Here is a 17534-nt window from a genome sequence, read left to right as displayed (position 1 = left end):
AAAAAGGTTTGAAATGCGCATCCTGCTGGTAGAAGACGACCCCGATCTGGCCGAGGCCGTGGTGCGCCGTTTGCGGCGCCAGGGCCATGCGGTGGACTGGCAGGGCGATGGGCGCAAGGCCTATGAGGTGCTGGGCTACACGCCGTTTGATCTGGTGCTGCTGGACATCGGCCTGCCGGGCATGGACGGGCTGAGCCTGCTGGCCCAGCTGCGCAGGCAGGGCAATAAGACCCCGGTGCTGATGCTCACCGCGCGCTCGGACATCGAAGACCGGGTGAATGCGCTGGACGAGGGCGCGGACGACTATCTGGACAAGCCCTTTGATTTCAGGGAGCTGGACGCCCGCTGCCGCGCCTTGCTGCGCCGCCCGCAGGGCCAGGTGGCGGGGCGCTGGGAGGTGGGTGGCCTGGTCATCGACAGCGCAGCGCGCCGGGTGAGCCTGCTGGGGGCCGAGCTGGAGCTGCCGCACCGCGAATACAGCCTGCTCGAAATCCTGGTGGGGCGCCTGGGCCGCGTGGTCAGCAAGGACGACATTGCCAGCCGCTTGTTCAACTTTGACGAAGACGTGGGGCTGAACGCCATCGAGGTGTACGTGGGCCGCCTGCGCAAAAAGCTGGTCGCCAGCGGCCTGCGCATTGCCACCGTGCGCAGCGTGGGCTACCGGGCCGATGTGGTGCCCCAAGAGGCTGTGGCCGATGCAGCGGCCCCTTCCGTTGCTGCCGATGATGCGGCTCATAACGCTGCGGCCGATGGCGCAGTGGCGCCTCAACAGCCCCCGCATCGTGCCTGAGGCTTTGCAACCCGCTGCTGTGCGCACGCTGCCCGCCGTGCGGCACACCCTGCTGCGCGCCATTTGCGCGCTGTTTGTGGTGGCCACGGTGGTGTTGTTTGGCGCGGCGCGCAGCTATGGCCAGCGGGCGGCCGATGGGTCTTACGACCATTTGCTCAAGGCGTCCGCCTTGTCGATGGCCGACAGCGTGGCGTTTGCCCAGGGTCAGTGGCAGGTGGATTTGCCCTATGCCGCCCTTGACTTGCTGGCCATGGCGCCGGAAGACCGGGCCTTCTATCGCATTGCCGGGCCCGATGGCAGCACCCTGACGGGCTATGCCGATTTGCCCGCGCCCCCGGCAGGCTTGCCCCGGGAGGCAGGCCCCGCGCAAGCCCAGTTTTTTGACCAGGCCTACCGGGGCGAATCGGTGCGATTTGCCGTGGTGCCCCGTTACATCGCCGGTGGTGCGGGCTCTGGCCTGGTGTGGGTGCAGGTGGGCCAAACGCGCCTGGCGCGCGATGCGCTGGCGGCAGACATCGCCTGGCGTGCCACGGCGGCCATCGTGGCGCTGATGGCGGGCGTGTTTTGCCTGCTGTGGCTGGGCGTGCGGCGGGCGCTGCGCCCCCTGGCGCTGCTGGAGCAAGAGCTGCTGGCGCGCCCGGCATCGGCCCTGCACCCCATGGCCAGCCCCGTGCCGCAAGAGCTGGCCCAGACGGTGCGGGCCCTCAACGGCTTCATGCAGCGCTTGGCGGTCAACCTGGACGCTTTGCGCACCTTCATTGCCGAAGCCGCGCACCAGATGCGCACGCCGCTGGCCGCGCTCATCGCCCAGGCGCAAGAAGGCCTGGACGACGATGACCCCGCCGCCCAGCGCCAAAGCCTGCAAGCGGTGGAGCGCAATGCGCTGCGCCTGCGGCGCTTGCTCAACCAGTTGCTCTCAGACGCCAGCGTGACCCACCAGGGCCACCTGCAGCGGTTTGAGGCCGTGGACCTGCTGGTGCTGCTGCAAGAGGCTCTGCACGACGTGGTGCCGCGTGCCGAACCCCGGCCTGTGGTGCGGCTGTGGTGGCGCTCCAGCGCGTCGCAGGAGAAAGTTTTGCTATCAAATAATGAGCTTCCAGCGCTTATAGATAGGGCGCTAGATGCCGAAATGATCATGGAAATGTCTCTGGCAAGCCACCCCGCTGCTGTGCTGCAGGGCGATGCACTCATGCTGCGCGAGGCCTTCAAGAACGTGGTGGACAACGCCCTCAAGCACGGCCAGCCCGAGCGCGGCCCGGTGGATGTGACTGTGCAAGGCCAGACCGACCCCGCTAGCGGCCAGCCCCAGTGGTGCGTGGTGGTGGAAGACTGCGGCCCCGGCGTGCCCGAGGCTGAGCAGGCCCGCCTGTTTGAGCGTTTTGCCCGGGGCGCAGGGGCTGCCCCCGGTGGTGCTGGGCTGGGGCTGGCGATTGTGCAGCGGGTGGTGCAAGGCCATGGTGGGCGCTTGGATGTAGGCCATCGCGCCGAGGGCGGCTGGCGTGTGGCCATGGCCTTGCCGGTGGATTTGGCGACGGGCAAGGCTCTGGGCTTGGCGCCAGAGCCTGCGGCGATGGATGCGCGGGGGGCGGAATGACCTTGAAAGACTTGTCGCCATTGACCCAGGCGCATGCATGGCCCACATTGCCCGCATCGCCCACCCGCCGGCAGGCTCTGCGGGCGGCCGCCGCTGCCGCGCTGGCAGCGGCCTGGGGGCCGGGCAGGGCGCAGACTGCCGGGCCATCCATCAGCCCACCGGCCGTTATGACCCGCTTTGCCGCCACGGCCCGCGAGGCATCGGTGCTGCGCATCGACAGCTCCACCGACACGGCCTTGTTTGCCCCCGCCATCCGCGATTTTCAGCGCCTGTATCCCAGCGTCACGGTGCAATACACCGACCGGCAAAGCCTGGACATCCACGCCCGCGCCCTGGCGCTGGCCGGGGCCAGGGGGCGGCCCCGGCGGTGGATGTGGCCGAGGCGCCCGACCTGCTCATCAGCAGCAGCCCCGACCTGCAGACCCAGCTGGCCAACGACGGGTATGCCTTGTCGCACCAGTCGCCCCAAACCCGCGAGTTGCCCGAGGGCGCCCACTGGCGGCGTGAAGCATTCACGCTGGGGGCCGACGCCGTGGTCATGGCCTACAACCCGCGCCTGTTGAACCCCGCACTGGCCCCGCGCACCCGGGGGCAGTTGCTGGCTTTGCTGCGCCAGCCCGGCAGCCCGCTGCAGGGGCGCATCGGCACCTACGACGCGCTGCGCAGCGGCTTGGGCTACCTGCTGGCTACGCAAGACTCGCGTTTTGACAGCACCGCCAGCGTGTTGCTGGCGGCCATGGGGGCCGCCAGAGCGCGGCTGGGCGACCACATCGAGCCGCTGCTGGACCGGCTGGAGCAGGGCGAGCTGGCGCTGGTCTACAACGTGCCTGCGTCCTATGCCCTGGCGCGCATGGCAGGCGGGTCCAGCCTGCGGGTGATCGTGCCCGAGGACTACACCTTGCTCACCACCCGCGTGGCGCTCATTCCTGCATCGGCCCGGCACCCCGAGCTGGCCCGCCCGTTTCTGGACTACCTGCTGTCACCCCAAGGGCAGGCCGTGCTGGCACGCGACACGCGGCTGTTGCCCGTGCGCCAGGCCGTGGCCGCTGCGCGCGATGGCCGTGCCCTGGCCTTGCCGGGCCAGCCCGGCCCCTTGCCTGCAGCGGAAGGGGCTGCGCCCAGTGGCAGCGCCTGGCGGCTTTTGTCCCCCGGACTGGGTTTGCTGGTCTATCTGGACCCCCTCAAGCGGCAGCGGTTTTTGCAGGCCTGGGCGACCAGTCTGGGGGTGCCTGGCGCAGGCCATGGGGCGGGCGAACGGTGAGATAATCGAGGGTTTCGACCCCTCTTCCAACCTAGACGCAACCGCTCCCGGCATGCCGAGGCAGCGTAGAAAGACCCGGATGAAAGTATCTGAAATCCGCGCCAAGTTTCTCGACTTCTTCGCCGAGCGCGGCCACACCGTGGTGGCATCGTCGTCGCTGGTGCCTGGCAACGACCCCACGCTGATGTTCACCAACTCCGGCATGGTGCAGTTCAAGGACGTGTTTTTGGGCTCCGACAAGCGCCCGTACAACCGCGCTGTGTCGGTGCAAGCCTGCCTGCGTGCGGGTGGCAAGCACAACGACCTGGAAAACGTGGGCTACACCGCCCGCCACCACACCTTCTTTGAGATGCTGGGCAACTGGTCGTTTGGCGACTACTTCAAGCGCGAATCGCTGAAGTGGGCCTGGGAGCTGCTGACCGAGGTCTACAAGCTGCCGCCCGAGCGCCTGCTGGCCACGGTGTACCTTGAAGACGACGAGGCCTACGACATCTGGACCAAGGAAATCGGCCTGCCGCCCGAGCGCGTGATCCGCATTGGCGACAACAAGGGCGGCCGCTACAAGTCCGACAACTTCTGGATGATGGCCGACACCGGCCCTTGCGGCCCTTGCTCCGAAATCTTCTACGACCACGGTGACCACATCCCCGGCGGCCCTCCGGGCAGCCCTGACGAAGACGGCGACCGCTTCATCGAGATCTGGAACAACGTGTTCATGCAGTTCGACATGAAGGAAGACGGCTCGGTCACGCCGCTGCCCGCACCCTGCGTGGACACCGGCATGGGCCTGGAGCGCCTGGCTGCCATCTTGCAGCACGTGCACAGCAACTACGAAATCGACATCTTCGACCAGCTCATCAAGGCCGCTGGCCGTGAGACCGGTGTGACCGACCTGGACAACAAGAGCCTGCGCGTGATTGCCGACCACATCCGCGCCACCGCCTTCCTGGTGAGCGACGGCGTGATCCCCAGCAACGAAGGCCGTGGCTACGTGCAGCGCCGCATCGTGCGCCGCGCCATCCGCCACGGCTACAAGCTGGGCAAGAAGACCCCGTTCTTCCACAAGCTGGTGGCCGACCTGGCCCGCCTGATGGGCGATGCCTACCCCGCCCTGCGTGAGCAAGAGCAGCGCATCACCGATGTGCTCAAAACCGAAGAAGAGCGCTTCTTCGAGACCTTGGCCAACGGCATGGAAATCCTGGACGCCGCGCTGGACGGTGGCGCCAAGGTGCTGCCTGGCGAAGTGGCCTTCAAGCTGCACGACACCTACGGCTTCCCGCTCGATTTGACCAATGACGTGTGCCGCGAGCGCGACGTGGAAGTGGACGAAGCGGGCTTCAAGACCGCCATGGAAAAGCAAAAGGCCCAGGCCCGCGCTGCCGGCAAGTTCAAGATGGACAAGGCGCTGGAGTACACCGGCGATGCCAACCGCTTCACTGGCTACGAGCACCTGGCCGAGACGGCCAAGATCGTGGCCATCTACGTGGACGGCACCAGCACGGCTGCGCTGAAGGCGGGCCAGAACGGTGTGGTAGTGCTCGACGCGACGCCTTTCTACGCCGAAAGCGGCGGTCAGGTGGGTGACGAGGGCGTCATCACCAGCGGCTCGGCGCGCTTTGCGGTGGGCGACACGCTCAAAGTGAAGGCCGATGTGTTTGGCCACCATGGCACGCTGGAAGAGGGCACGCTGAATGTGGGCGACACGGTGCAGGCCCAGGTCAACACCGCAGTGCGCGCCGCCACCATGCGCAACCACTCGGTCACCCACATCATGCACAAGGCCCTGCGCGAAGTGCTGGGCAGCCATGTGCAGCAAAAGGGCAGCCTGGTCAATGCCGACCGCACACGTTTTGACTTTGCACACAACGCCGCCGTGAGCGATGCCGAGATCCGCGAGATCGAGCGCCGCGTGAACGAGGAAATCCTGGCCAACACGGCCACCGATGCCCGCGTGATGGACATCGAGTCGGCCCAGAAGACCGGCGCCATGATGCTGTTTGGCGAGAAGTACGGCGAGACCGTGCGCGTGCTCGACATTGGCACCAGCCGCGAGCTGTGCGGCGGCACGCACGTGCAGCGCACGGGCGATATTGGCCTGTTCAAGGTGGTGGCCGAAGGTGGTGTGGCCGCAGGCGTGCGCCGCATCGAAGCCGTGACCGGCGCCAATGCGCTGGCCTACCTGCAAACCCTGGAAGACACGGTGAACCAAGCCGCTGGCGCCCTCAAGTCGCCTGTTGCCGAGCTGAACGCCCGCATTGCCCAGGCGCTGGAAAACGCCCGCACGCTGGAAAAAGAAGTGGCCGCCCTCAAGGGCAAGCTGGCTTCTGCCCAGGGCGATGAGCTGCTGACCCAGGCTGTGGACATCAAGGGTCTGAAGGTCTTGGCGGCCGTGCTGCCCGGCGCAGACGCGAAGACCCTGCGCGACACCATGGACAAGCTCAAGGACAAGCTCAAGACTGCCGCCATCGTGCTGGCCGCCGTGGACGGCGACAAGGTGCAACTGGCTGCAGGTGTGACCGCCGACAGCATTGGCAAAGTGAAGGCCGGTGAGCTGGTGAACTTTGTGGCCCAACAAGTGGGCGGCAAGGGCGGCGGCAAGCCTGACATGGCCATGGCGGGCGGTACAGACGCCAGCAAGGTGCCTGCTGCCTTGGCATCGGTGCAGGGCTGGGTGGCTGAGCGCGTCTAAGCGTTCTGCGCTCGCCCAAGGGCTTCTTCAAGGGCTCTCCAAAGCCGCATCCGGTGCACCGGGTGCGGCTTTTTTCTTTGATCTACCTCGTCGGCAGTGCGTCTTCTGCGACGCAACCTCGCAGCGGCGTGGCGCTGCAGTTAAGCTCTTGCGCTCTATGACCCAAGTCACCTTCCCCCCGCCGTTCACCCGCCCTTCACAGGTTTCAGAACAATTGCGCAGCGCCGGTTATGCGGTGCTGGCCCCGGCCGATGTGGCGGCGTGGGTGGGGTGCGATATGCACGAGCTGCTGGCACTCAACCCCGACTGGCAGGGTCTGCCCCCAGACGACTTTTTGAAAGACGGTGGGCGCTATCGCCGCCGCCGCCACGCCTGTTTTGTGGTGGAGCACGGTGCGGTGCAGCAAGCCCCCCATCGCCCGCACTGGCAGCCGGTGGAATACAACGCGCTGCATGGCGGCATGCAGCGGCTGTTTGCCCCCATGCTGCCCCCCACCGTGGCTGCCCCGGTGTGGAACAAGCTGCTGCAGGCCCTGGCTGGCGTATCGGACACCGTGTTTGCCGCCACGCCCGCCGCCGAGCCCTGGTTTCTGGAGGCGCACCAGTTCCGCATCGACACCACCGACGGCATTGGCCGTCCCACGCCCGAGGGCGCGCACCGCGACGGCGTGGACCTGGTGGCGGTTTTTCTGGTGGACCGGCATGCCGTCAAAGGCGGTGAGACCCGCGTGTTTGAGGCTACGGGCCCGAGCGGTGTGCGCTTTACATTGACCCAGCCCTGGTCGCTGATGTTGCTGGACGATGCCCGCATGATCCACGAGAGCACGCCCATCCAGCCCCTGGCCGATGGTGCCTACCGCGACACCTTGGTCATCACCTGCCGCCGTGGCAACTTCCAGGGCGCGGATGTGGTGGACGCACCGCAATGAATGGATGTGGTGTGCACAGCCATTCGCTGCGAAATTTGATGCGAATCAAGATGCAGGGTATGGTGCCAGTTCACACTGTGGCTTGTATTCGGGCCACCGCCTGATTTCTATCACCCTAGGAGCAATACCATGTTCAAGCACATTCTGGTTCCCATCGACGGCTCGGCTACTTCCCTGCTGGCTGTGTCCAAGGCCACGGCTTTGGCCAAGACCTTTGGCAGCGTGGTGACGGCGTTGTATGTGGTGGACCCCTATCCCTTCACCGGCGTGGGGGCTGATTTTGCTTACGGGCAAGCGCAGTACCTGAGTGCTGCCACGGCCGAGGCCAACACCGCACTGGACGCCGCCCGCAAGGCCATGACCGAAGCGGGCGTGAACGTGACCACCGTGGTGGGCGAGGGCCATGCCGTGCACGAAGGCATCGTGCGTGCGCTGGAAAGCACCGGCGCCGACCTGATCGTGATGGGCTCGCATGGCCGCCGTGGGCTGGAAAAGCTGGTGCTGGGCAGCGTGACCCAGCGCGTGCTGGGCCTGGTGCATGTGCCTGTGCTGGTAGTGCGCGACTGACCCGTCAATCCGCCCCTTGCCGCGCATGCTCAACATGCGCTGAAAAACAAAATGGCTCCTGAGTGGAGCCATTTTTCATTTCATATCTTGCGCATCCCACAGATCGTAGAGCACGCACTCTCCCAGCCAGTGCACCCGTGGAACTGGCTCTGCCAGGCCACCGGGTGCGTCCCCCTTCAGGGGGAAGGTGCGAAGCACCTCAGGGGGTTATTCGATTTTTGCGCCAGAGGCCTCCACGATGCCCTTCCACTTGGTGTAGTCGTTCTTGAGCAAGGTGCTCAGCTGGGTAGGGCTCATGGCCTGGGCCTCAGCGCCCTGGGCCTGGATGGCGGCCTTCATGTCAGGCGTGGCCAGCAGCTTGTTGATTTCGGTATTGAGCGTGGTGACCACGGCGGCTGGGGTGCCTGCGGGTGCAAACACACCGTACCACGTGCTCACATCAAAGTCCTTGAAGCCAGACTCGGCCACCGTGGGCACGTCGGGCAGCGAAGAGCTGCGCTTGGCCGACGTTACGGCCAGGGGGCGCAGCTTGCCCGATTTGATCTGGCCCATGGCCGAGGGCAGGGACGACACCAGCAGGTCCACATTGCCCGCCAGCGCATCCATCAAAGCTGGGTTGGAGCCCTTGTAGGGGATGTGGCTCAGCTTGATGCCTGCCGCCTTTTCAAACAGGTCGCCTGCCAGGTGGATGGAGGTGCCGTTGCCGGGTGATCCGTAAGTCACGGTGCCTGGCGAGGCCTTGGCGGCGGCCACCACATCGGCCAGCGTCTTGAATTTGGAGTTGGCATTGGTCACGATGATGACCGGGGTGTAGGCCACATGGGCCACAGCCGTCAGGTCTTTGGTGGGGTCCCATGGCAGGTTTTTGTACAGCCAGGGGCCGATCACCAGGTTGTCCTTCTGGCCCATGACCAGGTCGTAGCCGGTGGGTGCGGCCTTCACGGCTTCGGTGATGCCGATGGTGCCGCCTGCGCCCGCCTTGTTGTCCGCCACCACGGTCCACTTGGCCTGCTCGGTGAGCTTGGTGGCCATCAGGCGCGAGAGGATGTCGGTGCCCCCGCCGGGTGGGAAGGGCACGATCAAGCGCACGGGCTTGCTGGGGTATGCGCCCGCCGGGGCCGAGGCGGCTGTCTGGGCCTGCGCGGTGCTGCCCAGGGCCAAGGCCAGGGCGGTGAAGGAAATCAGTGCGCGAATCATGTGAGGGTGTCTCCGTCGGTTCAATGGTCAGTGTTCAATGGTCAGCCATCAGCGCTGATGCAGGTGCGCATTACAGGCGCTCAAAAATGGCGGCAATGCCCTGGCCGCCACCAATGCACATGGTCACCAGTGCGTAGCGGCCCTGAATGCGTTGCAGCTCATGGATGGCCTTGACGGTGATGAGTGCACCGGTGGCGCCGATGGGGTGGCCCAGCGAAATGCCCGAGCCATTGGGGTTGACCTTGGCCGGGTCCAGGCCCAGGTCCTTGGTCACGGCGCAGGCCTGGGCCGCAAAGGCTTCGTTGGCTTCGATCACGTCCAGGTCGTTGACGGTGAGGCCCGCTTTTTTCAGCGCCAGTTGCGTGGCAGGCACGGGGCCAATGCCCATGTATTTGGGGTCCACGCCCGCATGGGCGTAGGCCACCAAGCGGGCCAGGGGCTTGGCACCGCGCGCCTTGGCGGCACTGGCTTCCATCAGCACCACGGCGGCGGCGGCGTCGTTGATGCCCGATGCGTTGCCTGCGGTCACCGAGCCGTTTTCCTTGATGAAGACTGGCTTGAGCTTGGCCATGTCTTCCAGCGTGGCGCCGGGGCGGAAGTGCTCGTCGGTGGCGTACTGCACGTCGCCCTTCTTGCTCTTCAAGGTGACGGGGACGATCTGGTCCTTGAACACGCCAGCCTGCGTGGCGCGCTCGGCGCGGTTGTGGCTTTCTACGGCCAGCTTGTCCTGGTCTTCGCGGGTGATGCCCCACTTGGCGGCAATGTTCTCCGCCGTCACACCCATGTGGATGTTGTGGAAGGGGTCGTGCAGCGCGCCGATCATCATGTCCACCATCTTGGTGTCGCCCATGCGGGCGCCCCAGCGCATGTTCAGGCTGGCAAAGGGCACGCGGCTCATGTTCTCGGCACCGGCACCAATCGCTACGTCGGCGTCGCCCAGCAAGATGGACTGGCTGGCGTTGACGATGGCCTGCAGGCCCGAGCCGCACAGGCGGTTGACGTTGTAGGCGGGCGTGCCTTCGCCGCAGCCGCCTTGGATAGCGGCCACGCGCGAGAGGTACATGTCCTTGGGCTCGGTGTTGACCACGTGGCCAAACACCACGTGGCCCACGTCCTTGCCTTCCACGTTGGCGCGGGCCAGGGATTCACGCACCACCAGGGCTCCCAGCTCGGTGGGGGCCACATCTTTGAGGCTGCCGCCAAACGTACCAATGGCGGTGCGCACTGCGCTCACGACGACGACTTCACGGCTCATGATCAAGTCCTTTCAAATGAAATGGGCCGCTAGCGCTTTATCTATAAGCGCTAGCAGCTATAAAAAATGGAGCAAAAGATCGGGCTGGCTCAGCCCTCGCGCACATCGGCCACGGGTTGGGTGCCAAAGTCTGCGCGGTCCAGCCAGGCGAGCACGCGGGTGGCGGCATCGGCGGGCGAGGTCAGCAGCCCACCACTCTTGAGGTGGGCAAAGTTGGGTGCATCAGGGAAGTCTGCGGTGGGTGCGCCGCGCAGTTGCACCTGCATGTCGGTGTCGATCACACCAGGAGCCAGCGAGCATACCTTGGCGCCATGGGGCTTGGCCGCTTCGTCCAGTGCCAGGCAGCGGGTGAAGTGGTCCATGCCCGCCTTGGCCGCGCAGTAGGCCGCCTGCGAGGCCATGGCCCGACGGCCCAGCCCAGACGAAATATTGAGCACCTTGCGCGGCACGGCCCAGTCTGCGGTGGCGTGCAGGAAAGCCGCCGTGAGCTGCATGGGCGCCTCCAGCCCCACGCGCAGGGCATTGGCCAGGTCGGCGGGGTCGCTGTCAGACAAGGGGGTAATGCGGGGGATGACGCCTGCGTTGTTGATCAGCGTGGCGCTGGTGAAGGCGTCGGGCGCCTGCTTCTTCAGCCAGGTCCGCAAATGCTCGGCAGCGGCCTGGCCGCGCGACAGGTCTTGCTGCCACTGTTCCAGCGCCACGTCAGAGGCCATGGCAGCGGCCGTCAGGTCTGGGTTGCTGTGGCGCGCGATGCAGACCACGGTGTGGTGTGGTTTGAGCAATTGCTGCGCCATGGCCAAGCCCATGCCGCGCGATGCGCCGGTGAGGATAAAAAGCTGTGTTGGAGGCATGCGAGCATCGTACCGTCATGTGCCGCATTTGCTGCATGGGGATTGCCCCCGCATGATGGCGCGCAAAGCCTTGCGCCCCTTGCCTTGGCTGCCTCTACTTCGTGCCAGCCGCCTCGGTCGGGCTGAGTCGGTTGTCTTGGCTTTGCGCTGGTTCATGGTCTGGCTCCAGCGTGTGCAGCAGCAAAGACAGGCGGTGCTCCAGGGCCGCAAGATCGGCCGCCTTCAGCGGTGCCAGCAGACGGTGTTCGTTGGCAACGTGGGCCTCCACAGCCCGGTCGATCAAGTCCAGCCCCGCACTGGTGAGTTGCACCAGCGAGCTGCGCGCATCGCTGGGGTTGGGCAACCGTGCGACCAAGCCTCGGCCCTCCAGCCGCTGCATGCGGTGTGTCATGGTGCCTGAGGTGACCATGAGCGTGGAAAACAACGTGGTGGGCGCCAAGCTGTAGGGCGCACCTGAGCGGCGCAGGGCTGCCAGCATGTCGAACTCCCAGGCGCTCAGATCGAACTGGGCAAAGACCTCTTCCACCTTGCGCATCAGCAAGGCGGTGCAGCGGTTGAGGCGGCCAATGATGCCCATGGGACTCACGTCCAGGTCGGGCCTTTCTCGCTGCCACTGGGCCAGGATGTCATCGACCGCATCGGTGGGGCGGGCAGGGCGGGTGGGGGGCATGGTGATTGGATATTGTCTTGATTTCAAGATTTTATGGTATCGTTTTATCTTGAATTCAAGGTAATTAATACCTTTGTCCATTTGCTTTTGAAACATCGACCCATGCACTCTCGGCCTTCCACCCTTACGCCCTCGCAAGCACCGTGGTCCCACGGGGTGGGGGCGGCTTCTGTACAGGCTTCGGCCACCGTGCGCGCCCCTGCTCACCCAGCAGCTGGCCCGCTGGATGTGCTGTTGACGGCACTGGCGCCACTCATCTGGGGATCGACCTACATCGTCACCACCGAGCTGTTGCCGCCTGACCGGCCCTTCACCGCGGCCGTGCTGCGTGCACTGCCTGCGGGCCTGTTGCTGGTGCTGTGGTGCCGGCGCTGGCCCGCAGCGCACAGCTGGCTGCGCTTGCTGGTGCTGGCGGCGCTGAACATCGGGTTCTTTCAAGCCATGTTGTTTGTGGCGGCCTACCGTTTGCCGGGTGGCGTGGCGGCCGTGGTGGGTGCGGTGCAGCCGCTGCTGGTGATGGGCTTTGCCTGGGGCGTAGACAAGCTGCGCCCCGCACGCACGGTGCTGCTGGCGGGCGCTGTGGGGGTGGTTGGCATGGCCCTGCTGCTGGTGGCCCCCGGCACGGTGTGGGACCCGCTGGGCGTGGCCGCCGCGCTGGCTGGCACGCTGAGCATGGCAGCAGGCACCTTTTGGTCACGCAAGTGGCAAACGCAATTGCCCGTGCTGGCCTTTACCGGCTGGCAACTGCTGCTGGGCGGGGCCATGCTGCTGCCCGTGGCTTGGTGGGCCGACCCGCCTTTGCCCGCGCTCACCGGCATGAACGTGCTGGGCTACGCCTACCTTTGCATTGCCGGTGCGCTAGTGGCTTATGCGCTGTGGTTCCGGGGCATTGCCCGCTTGCCCTCGGTGGCGGTGGCATCGCTGGGCCTGCTCAGCCCCGTGGCGGCCGTGGTGCTGGGCTGGGCCTTGCTGGGGCAAGCATTGGCCGGTTGGTCGCTGGTGGGGATGTGCACCGTGCTGGTCTGTATTGGCGTGGTGCAGTGGTCTGTATCGCGGCCCAAGCGATAGAGAACCTCTGCACGAATCACCGCGCCGTGTGCCTCTGCGGTCTCTGGCGGCTGCACATTCCCACAACCTGTTCAAAGTTGCCCGGCGCGGTGCCAACGGTGGTGTTGGTGCCGCGCCCCTGAGCTGTTGGACGGCAGGGGCTTCTTGGGGGCAGGGCGTCAGCTCGCCGCAATCGCGCGTGGCCTGACCGAGGGGGCTGGCCGCAGCTGGGCTGTGGCCAGCGCGGGCGCGCTGGCGTGGTGGGGTGTGCGCGATGCCAAGGCGGCGCTGCTCTGCTCCAGCCGGAACACCGCCACCGCATCCACCAGCTCTTGTGCCTGGGTTTTCATGCTGCTGGCGGCGGCTGCCATCTCTTCCACCAGGGCCGCGTTTTGCTGCGTGGCCTGGTCCATTTGCATCACGGCCTCGCCCACCTGTCCCACGCCGTCACTTTGCTCGGCACTGGCCGCGCTGATTTCACGAACGATGTCCGTCACGCGCCGGATCGAGGTGACCACCTCGGTCATCGTCAGGCCCGCCTTGTCGACCAGCGCCGTGCCTTGCTCCACGCGGGTCACGCTGGCAGAAATGAGTTGTTTGATCTCTTTGGCGGCCTCGGCCGAACGGCCAGCCAGGCCGCGCACCTCGCTGGCCACCACGGCAAAGCCCCGGCCCTGCTCGCCCGCGCGCGCCGCTTCCACGGCGGCGTTCAGCGCCAGGATGTTGGTCTGAAAGGCGATGCCATCGATCACGCTGATGATGTCTGCGATTTTTCGCGAGCTGTCGTTGATGCCTTTCATGGTCTCAACCACCTGCGCCACCACTTCACCCCCTTGCACGGCCACGGTGTTGGCGTTTGTGGCCAGCTTGTTGGCGGCCTGCGCGCTGTCTGAGTTTTGGCGCACGGTAGAGCCCAGCTCTTCCATGGAGGCAGCGGTTTCCTCCAGCGCACTGGCCTGGCGTTCTGTGCGGGCAGACAGATCGTGGTTGCCCTGTGAGATTTCGGCACTGGCGGTGGAGACGCTCTCTGCGCTCTGGCGCACGTTGGACACAATCTCAGCGAGCTTGTTGCGCATGATGGCCAGCTCGGTCAGCAACTGGCCGGGTTCGTCCTTGGCCCCTTGCGGAATGGGGGTGGCCAGGTCGCCCGCGGCGATGGCGGTGGTGGCATTCACAGCCTGCTGCACCGGCAAGGTGATGGAGTGGGTGGTCCAGTACGCGAGGAACAAGCCCACCACAATCGCCAGCACAGTGCTGCTGCCCACCCACAACATGCTGTTTTGCGCTTGGCCGGTGGTTTCTTTCAGCGTTGCATTCACGCCTTCGTCCAGGGTCTGGGTGAGCTGCTGCAGCACGCCGGAGTATTGGTTGAACACCGGTGCGAGGTTGGTATCGGTTTGTGCTGCCACGTCCTGCCCGGCTTCCTTGGCTTTCACCAGCTCGGTGCGCTTGACCCGGTAAGCATCGCGCGCTGCAATGGCCTGGTCGTACAGGTCCTTCTCTTTGCCGGGCAGCAGGTAGTTGCGCACCTCGTCCATCCGCTTGCTCTGCACCTCCACCACGCCCGACATGTCTTTCTTGAGCTTGGCGGTGTACTGCGCGTCGTTGGCCTTGAGCAAGGCCTCGGTGCGCAGCCAGTTCATCTGGATGTCGGTCTGCCACTGCTGGACCAGGTCCTGGCGTTTGAGCTCTGAGGTTGCGATGTGTTCATTGCTCTTTTGCAATGCCGAGATGTTGGCGATGCCCATCGCTGCAATGCCGATGGTGATGAGCAGCAGCAGCCCAAAGGCTACTCCGAGGCGAATGCCCAGTTTCAGGTCTTTGATGCGCATGGTGTCTCCAGGGGGTACTCAGAAAGCAGAAGGGGCGGGCAGGTGGGTGGTGCGTCAGGCTGCGGGTTCCAGGCTGGTCTGGTCGGGGCTGTGGGCCAGCAGGCGTTGGTGCACCCGCTCCAGATACTCGGCCCGGACACGGCGGGCGGCATAGTCGCTGGGGGCGTTGAGCCGCAACTGCTCCCACGCCAGATGGCGCAGCCGTGCCGATTGCGCGCGGCATTGTTCGAGGACGGCGGCGTCAGGCAGCGGGGCTTGGGCAGGTGTCATGGGTTCGTAGCCGTAGTGCTGCATGTGTTCGCGCGCCAGGGTTTCGATGGTTTCGATCTCGTGCAGCGTCAGCTGCGACTTGAACTTGTCCTTGTTGGCCGCAATGGGGGCGAAACAGTTGGACTCCCACAGGGCCGACATGCTGGACAGCTCCCGGGCCTCTTGCGATGCGCCAATGTCCAGCATGGCGGGCAGAAATTCGAGGCCGATGAATTGGCAGACCCGCCGCAGGGTGCTCTCCTGGTCGCTCAGAAAGTCTTCGTAGCGGATGGTGAGCACGCGGTCTGGGTGGCTGGCGGCCAATGCGCGCCCGGCGCTGTGGGCCTTGACCCAGGCCTGTGCATTGAGCGTGGTGTCGAAGTCATGGATGATGGCGCGGTTCATGGACGCCACCTGCGCCCTGGGGTCGCGCACCACGTTCAAAAAGCGCATCTGCGGGTACAGCGCCATCAACTCGGACGCGTAGTGGATGCTGTCCAGGGACTTGTCCATGACCACGCTCGCGCCATGCTGCTCACCGCTGCGCAGCAGCAGCTCCCACACGATGCGGTGCACGCTGCGTGGCGCGTGGCGCAGTGCCTCAAAAATCTCGTCGGCGTCGAAGTGAACGCCCGGCCACTTCACCATGATGGCGGCTTGCAGGCCCACCACGTCTTTCACCAGCTGTCGGTAGGCGCCGTCATCGGCCAGGTCGCCGTACAGCGGTACCAGGGGCATGAAGTCCACGATGTGCAGTGGGTAGGGCGAGTGGAACGCGGGGCTCACGTTCAGCCGCAGGCGCAGTGCATGGCTGCCGCAGCGCCGCAGCGGCACCATCAGCAGCGGAAGTGGCCTGGAGGGTGTGGCATCCGTGGTGTGGCTCATGCGGCGTGCTCCTGTAGGTGTTGAAAAAGGTCTTGGATGAAGTGCTCCACATCGCCAGGAGGCAGCCGGTCGATGCCCCCCGCCGCGTGGCGCCCGCCGCCAGCGGGGTAGCGGCTGCAAAACAGATCGGCGCGGCGGGTGCTGGCCGAGCCCATGCGCAGGTTCACCAGAAAATGCCCGTCCGAGCGGGGCGTGAGCACGGCCACCGACTGTCCGCCATGGCCCGCCACCAGCTGGTTGGCCAACGACCCGCACAGGCGCCGGGCCCAAGGTTTGTCGGGCAGCACGTACACGCAGGCACGGGGGTGGCTGGCGTAGGGCTGCAGGTCGTGCACGGCACGCTGGTCGTCGGCGTGGCCTTCCAGCAGGCGCCGGTATTCATAGGCTTTTGCGATGAAGTCCAGCGGGCTTTCGAAGCGGTGCAGCGAGCGGTACAGCTGCGTGGGGTGAAAGTGCAGGTCTTCCGTGCTCTCGCCATAGGCGTTGTAGTTCAGCAGGTAGCCCAGCTGCGCCAGGGCACCCCGTGTGCCTGCGGTGCAGCCGTGCGCGCGGGCCATCTGGTCGGCCACGGCTTCCAGGTTGTCGCCATAGGCCGCCACGATGGCCCACTGGTGCATGGCACCCTTCAAATGCCGGTCTACCAGCATGCTGGTGCAGACCTGGGCAGACGTATCGATGTGGCTTTGCAGCCGTGGGTGGCGCACCAGTGTTTGCGCGGCGTGGTGGTCAAAATAGGTCACGCTGCCGCCGGCCTCCAGCACCTGGACTGCGCTGTGGGCATTGCGATCCCACGAAATATCCAGCGCCGTCACTTCCAGTGGGCACCCCTGGGGCAGCAGGTCAAACAGCGCAATGTCGCGCTTGGTGCCAGACAGGAGCACCGCGTCACGTGGCTGCAGCGTGCGCAACTGGTGCAGCGCGCACAGTCCATCGGCATCCCCGTTGAACAGGTCGTACGCCGTGGGCGCGGCCTGTGCTTGGGGCGGCGGCGTCGCGCCCTCGGGGCTGGTGTGGTCGGGTGTGGTCATGGCACGGGCATGAAGCCACGTTGGACGAGCAGGTTCAGCACCTGCTGGGTGGCGGACTCCAGGCTGATGCCTGCGGTGTTGAGCGTGAGGTCGGGGGCTGCGGGCGCCTCATAAGGCGCCGAGACCCCTGTGAAATGGGGAATGACACCTGCGCGGGCTTTGTCGTACAGGCCTTTGGGGTCGCGCTCCTCACACACCTCCAGGGGCGTGCTGACGTGCACCTCCATGAACCGATCTGCACCCACGATGGCGCGGGCCATGGCGCGGTCCTCCTGCTGGGGCGATATGAGTGCGGTGAACACCATCAGGCCAGCCTCGTTCATCAGGGCTGCCACTTCGGCCACGCGGCGGATGTTCTCGGTGCGCTCGCGGGCGCTGAAGCCCAGGTCTTTGTTCAGGCGGTGCCGCAGGTTGTCGCCATCGAGCACAAAGCTGGCGTAGCCGCTGTGGTGCAGGCGCTCCTCCAGCGCGTAGGCCAGGGTCGATTTTCCTGCACCGCTGAGCCCGGTGAACCACACCGTGACCGGGCGCTGCTGCAGCAAGTGCTGGCGCAGGTGCGCCGTGATGTGCCCAGCGTGTGGCACGATCATCCGCACCGGCGCAGCGCTGGCGGGCGCTGGGTCCGCAGCCGCGTCTATGGCCGAGCGTAAGGTGTGGGGCAGGGCATTCATGGGGGCGATGGGTGATGGGC

15 protein-coding genes are annotated in these 17534 nt (G+C 65.8%); 7 read left to right on the top strand and 8 right to left on the bottom strand.

All coding sequences use genetic code 11. From position 1 onward, the window contains the following. Positions 1-13: 13 nt before the first annotated feature. The 6 genes from EAG14_RS11545 (at position 14) to EAG14_RS11520 (ending at position 7829) form a co-directional block, all read left to right on the top strand. A complete protein-coding gene (locus tag EAG14_RS11545; RefSeq protein ID WP_121728931.1) occupies positions 14-790 on the top strand; it encodes a response regulator transcription factor in 777 nt (258 codons plus the stop codon). Continuing rightward, a complete protein-coding gene (locus EAG14_RS11540) occupies positions 723-2384 on the top strand; it encodes a sensor histidine kinase (protein WP_205603376.1) in 1662 nt (553 codons plus the stop codon). The genes EAG14_RS11545 and EAG14_RS11540 overlap by 68 nt, the downstream gene beginning before the upstream one ends. A 373-nt stretch (positions 2385-2757) precedes the next feature. After that, positions 2758-3645 carry an ABC transporter substrate-binding protein gene (locus EAG14_RS11535; protein WP_162995975.1) on the top strand — a complete coding sequence of 296 codons (888 nt, stop codon included), beginning with the start codon at positions 2758-2760 and terminating at the stop codon, positions 3643-3645. Between the two features lie 79 nt (positions 3646-3724). Then, complete coding sequence (gene alaS / locus EAG14_RS11530) at positions 3725-6334, top strand: alanine--tRNA ligase (RefSeq protein ID WP_099655285.1); 2610 nt, start codon at positions 3725-3727, stop codon at positions 6332-6334. A 157-nt stretch (positions 6335-6491) separates the two neighbouring features. Further along, positions 6492-7262, top strand: a complete 771-nt coding sequence (locus EAG14_RS11525; protein WP_121728928.1) for a 2OG-Fe dioxygenase family protein — start codon at positions 6492-6494, stop codon at positions 7260-7262. Between the two features lie 129 nt (positions 7263-7391). Further along, the gene (locus EAG14_RS11520) at positions 7392-7829 is read left to right on the top strand and encodes a universal stress protein (RefSeq protein ID WP_099655287.1); all 438 of its coding nucleotides are present in this window, start codon (positions 7392-7394) and stop codon (positions 7827-7829) included. A gap of 207 nt (positions 7830-8036) precedes the next feature. On the opposite strand, the gene EAG14_RS11515 is transcribed toward EAG14_RS11520, so the two are convergent. From EAG14_RS11515 to EAG14_RS11500, 4 genes are all read right to left on the bottom strand, one after another. After that, positions 8037-9026, bottom strand: a complete 990-nt coding sequence (locus EAG14_RS11515; RefSeq protein ID WP_121728927.1) for a tripartite tricarboxylate transporter substrate binding protein — start codon at positions 9024-9026, stop codon at positions 8037-8039. 70 nt (positions 9027-9096) lie between these two features. After that, positions 9097-10281, bottom strand: a complete 1185-nt coding sequence (bktB, locus tag EAG14_RS11510; RefSeq protein ID WP_121730433.1) for a beta-ketothiolase BktB — start codon at positions 10279-10281, stop codon at positions 9097-9099. Positions 10282-10370: 89 nt separating this feature from the next. Then, positions 10371-11132: an SDR family NAD(P)-dependent oxidoreductase gene (locus EAG14_RS11505; protein WP_121728926.1), complete on the bottom strand. Its 762-nt coding sequence runs from the start codon at positions 11130-11132 to the stop codon at positions 10371-10373. A gap of 94 nt (positions 11133-11226) precedes the next feature. Continuing rightward, the gene (locus EAG14_RS11500; protein WP_121728925.1) at positions 11227-11802 is read right to left on the bottom strand and encodes a MarR family winged helix-turn-helix transcriptional regulator; all 576 of its coding nucleotides are present in this window, start codon (positions 11800-11802) and stop codon (positions 11227-11229) included. 102 nt (positions 11803-11904) lie between these two features. Here EAG14_RS11500 and EAG14_RS11495 point away from each other — a divergent pair, with 102 nt between their 5' ends. Beyond that, a complete protein-coding gene (locus EAG14_RS11495; RefSeq protein WP_121728924.1) occupies positions 11905-12870 on the top strand; it encodes an EamA family transporter in 966 nt (321 codons plus the stop codon). A 158-nt stretch (positions 12871-13028) separates the two neighbouring features. On the opposite strand, the gene EAG14_RS11490 is transcribed toward EAG14_RS11495, so the two are convergent. The 4 genes from EAG14_RS11490 to cysC are packed head-to-tail and all read right to left on the bottom strand — an operon-like array spanning position 13029 to position 17514. Then, a complete protein-coding gene (locus EAG14_RS11490) occupies positions 13029-14681 on the bottom strand; it encodes a methyl-accepting chemotaxis protein (RefSeq protein ID WP_121728923.1) in 1653 nt (550 codons plus the stop codon). Between the two features lie 54 nt (positions 14682-14735). Further along, the gene (locus EAG14_RS11485) at positions 14736-15815 is read right to left on the bottom strand and encodes a sulfotransferase (protein ID WP_121728922.1); all 1080 of its coding nucleotides are present in this window, start codon (positions 15813-15815) and stop codon (positions 14736-14738) included. Continuing rightward, a complete protein-coding gene (locus EAG14_RS11480) occupies positions 15812-16843 on the bottom strand; it encodes a hypothetical protein (RefSeq protein ID WP_240456759.1) in 1032 nt (343 codons plus the stop codon). Before EAG14_RS11480 ends, EAG14_RS11485 begins: the two co-directional genes overlap by 4 nt. Then, on the bottom strand, positions 16840-17514 hold the full coding sequence (gene cysC, locus EAG14_RS11475) for an adenylyl-sulfate kinase (protein ID WP_121728921.1): 675 nt from the start codon (positions 17512-17514) through the stop codon (positions 16840-16842). The genes EAG14_RS11480 and cysC overlap by 4 nt, the downstream gene beginning before the upstream one ends. Positions 17515-17534: the final 20 nt, after the last annotated feature.

The sequence above is a fragment of the Acidovorax sp. 1608163 genome, assembly GCF_003669015.1.
GTDB lineage: Bacteria > Pseudomonadota > Gammaproteobacteria > Burkholderiales > Burkholderiaceae_C > Acidovorax.
This window is presented reverse-complemented; position numbering and strand designations above follow the sequence as displayed.

Coding starts and splice junctions, on each gene's coding strand:
- alaS (WP_099655285.1), top strand. CDS start 3,725: ATGAAAGTATCTGAAATCCGCGCCAAGTTTCTCGACTTCTTCGCCGAG.
- EAG14_RS11500 (WP_121728925.1), bottom strand. CDS start 11,802: ATGCCCCCCACCCGCCCTGCCCGCCCCACCGATGCGGTCGATGACATC.
- EAG14_RS11490 (WP_121728923.1), bottom strand. CDS start 14,681: ATGCGCATCAAAGACCTGAAACTGGGCATTCGCCTCGGAGTAGCCTTT.
- EAG14_RS11525 (WP_121728928.1), top strand. CDS start 6,492: ATGACCCAAGTCACCTTCCCCCCGCCGTTCACCCGCCCTTCACAGGTT.
- EAG14_RS11540 (WP_205603376.1), top strand. CDS start 723: ATGATGCGGCTCATAACGCTGCGGCCGATGGCGCAGTGGCGCCTCAAC.
- EAG14_RS11495 (WP_121728924.1), top strand. CDS start 11,905: ATGCACTCTCGGCCTTCCACCCTTACGCCCTCGCAAGCACCGTGGTCC.
- EAG14_RS11480 (WP_240456759.1), bottom strand. CDS start 16,843: ATGACCACACCCGACCACACCAGCCCCGAGGGCGCGACGCCGCCGCCC.
- EAG14_RS11520 (WP_099655287.1), top strand. CDS start 7,392: ATGTTCAAGCACATTCTGGTTCCCATCGACGGCTCGGCTACTTCCCTG.
- EAG14_RS11505 (WP_121728926.1), bottom strand. CDS start 11,132: ATGCCTCCAACACAGCTTTTTATCCTCACCGGCGCATCGCGCGGCATG.
- EAG14_RS11485 (WP_121728922.1), bottom strand. CDS start 15,815: ATGAGCCACACCACGGATGCCACACCCTCCAGGCCACTTCCGCTGCTG.
- cysC (WP_121728921.1), bottom strand. CDS start 17,514: ATGAATGCCCTGCCCCACACCTTACGCTCGGCCATAGACGCGGCTGCG.
- EAG14_RS11515 (WP_121728927.1), bottom strand. CDS start 9,026: ATGATTCGCGCACTGATTTCCTTCACCGCCCTGGCCTTGGCCCTGGGC.
- bktB (WP_121730433.1), bottom strand. CDS start 10,281: ATGAGCCGTGAAGTCGTCGTCGTGAGCGCAGTGCGCACCGCCATTGGT.
- EAG14_RS11545 (WP_121728931.1), top strand. CDS start 14: ATGCGCATCCTGCTGGTAGAAGACGACCCCGATCTGGCCGAGGCCGTG.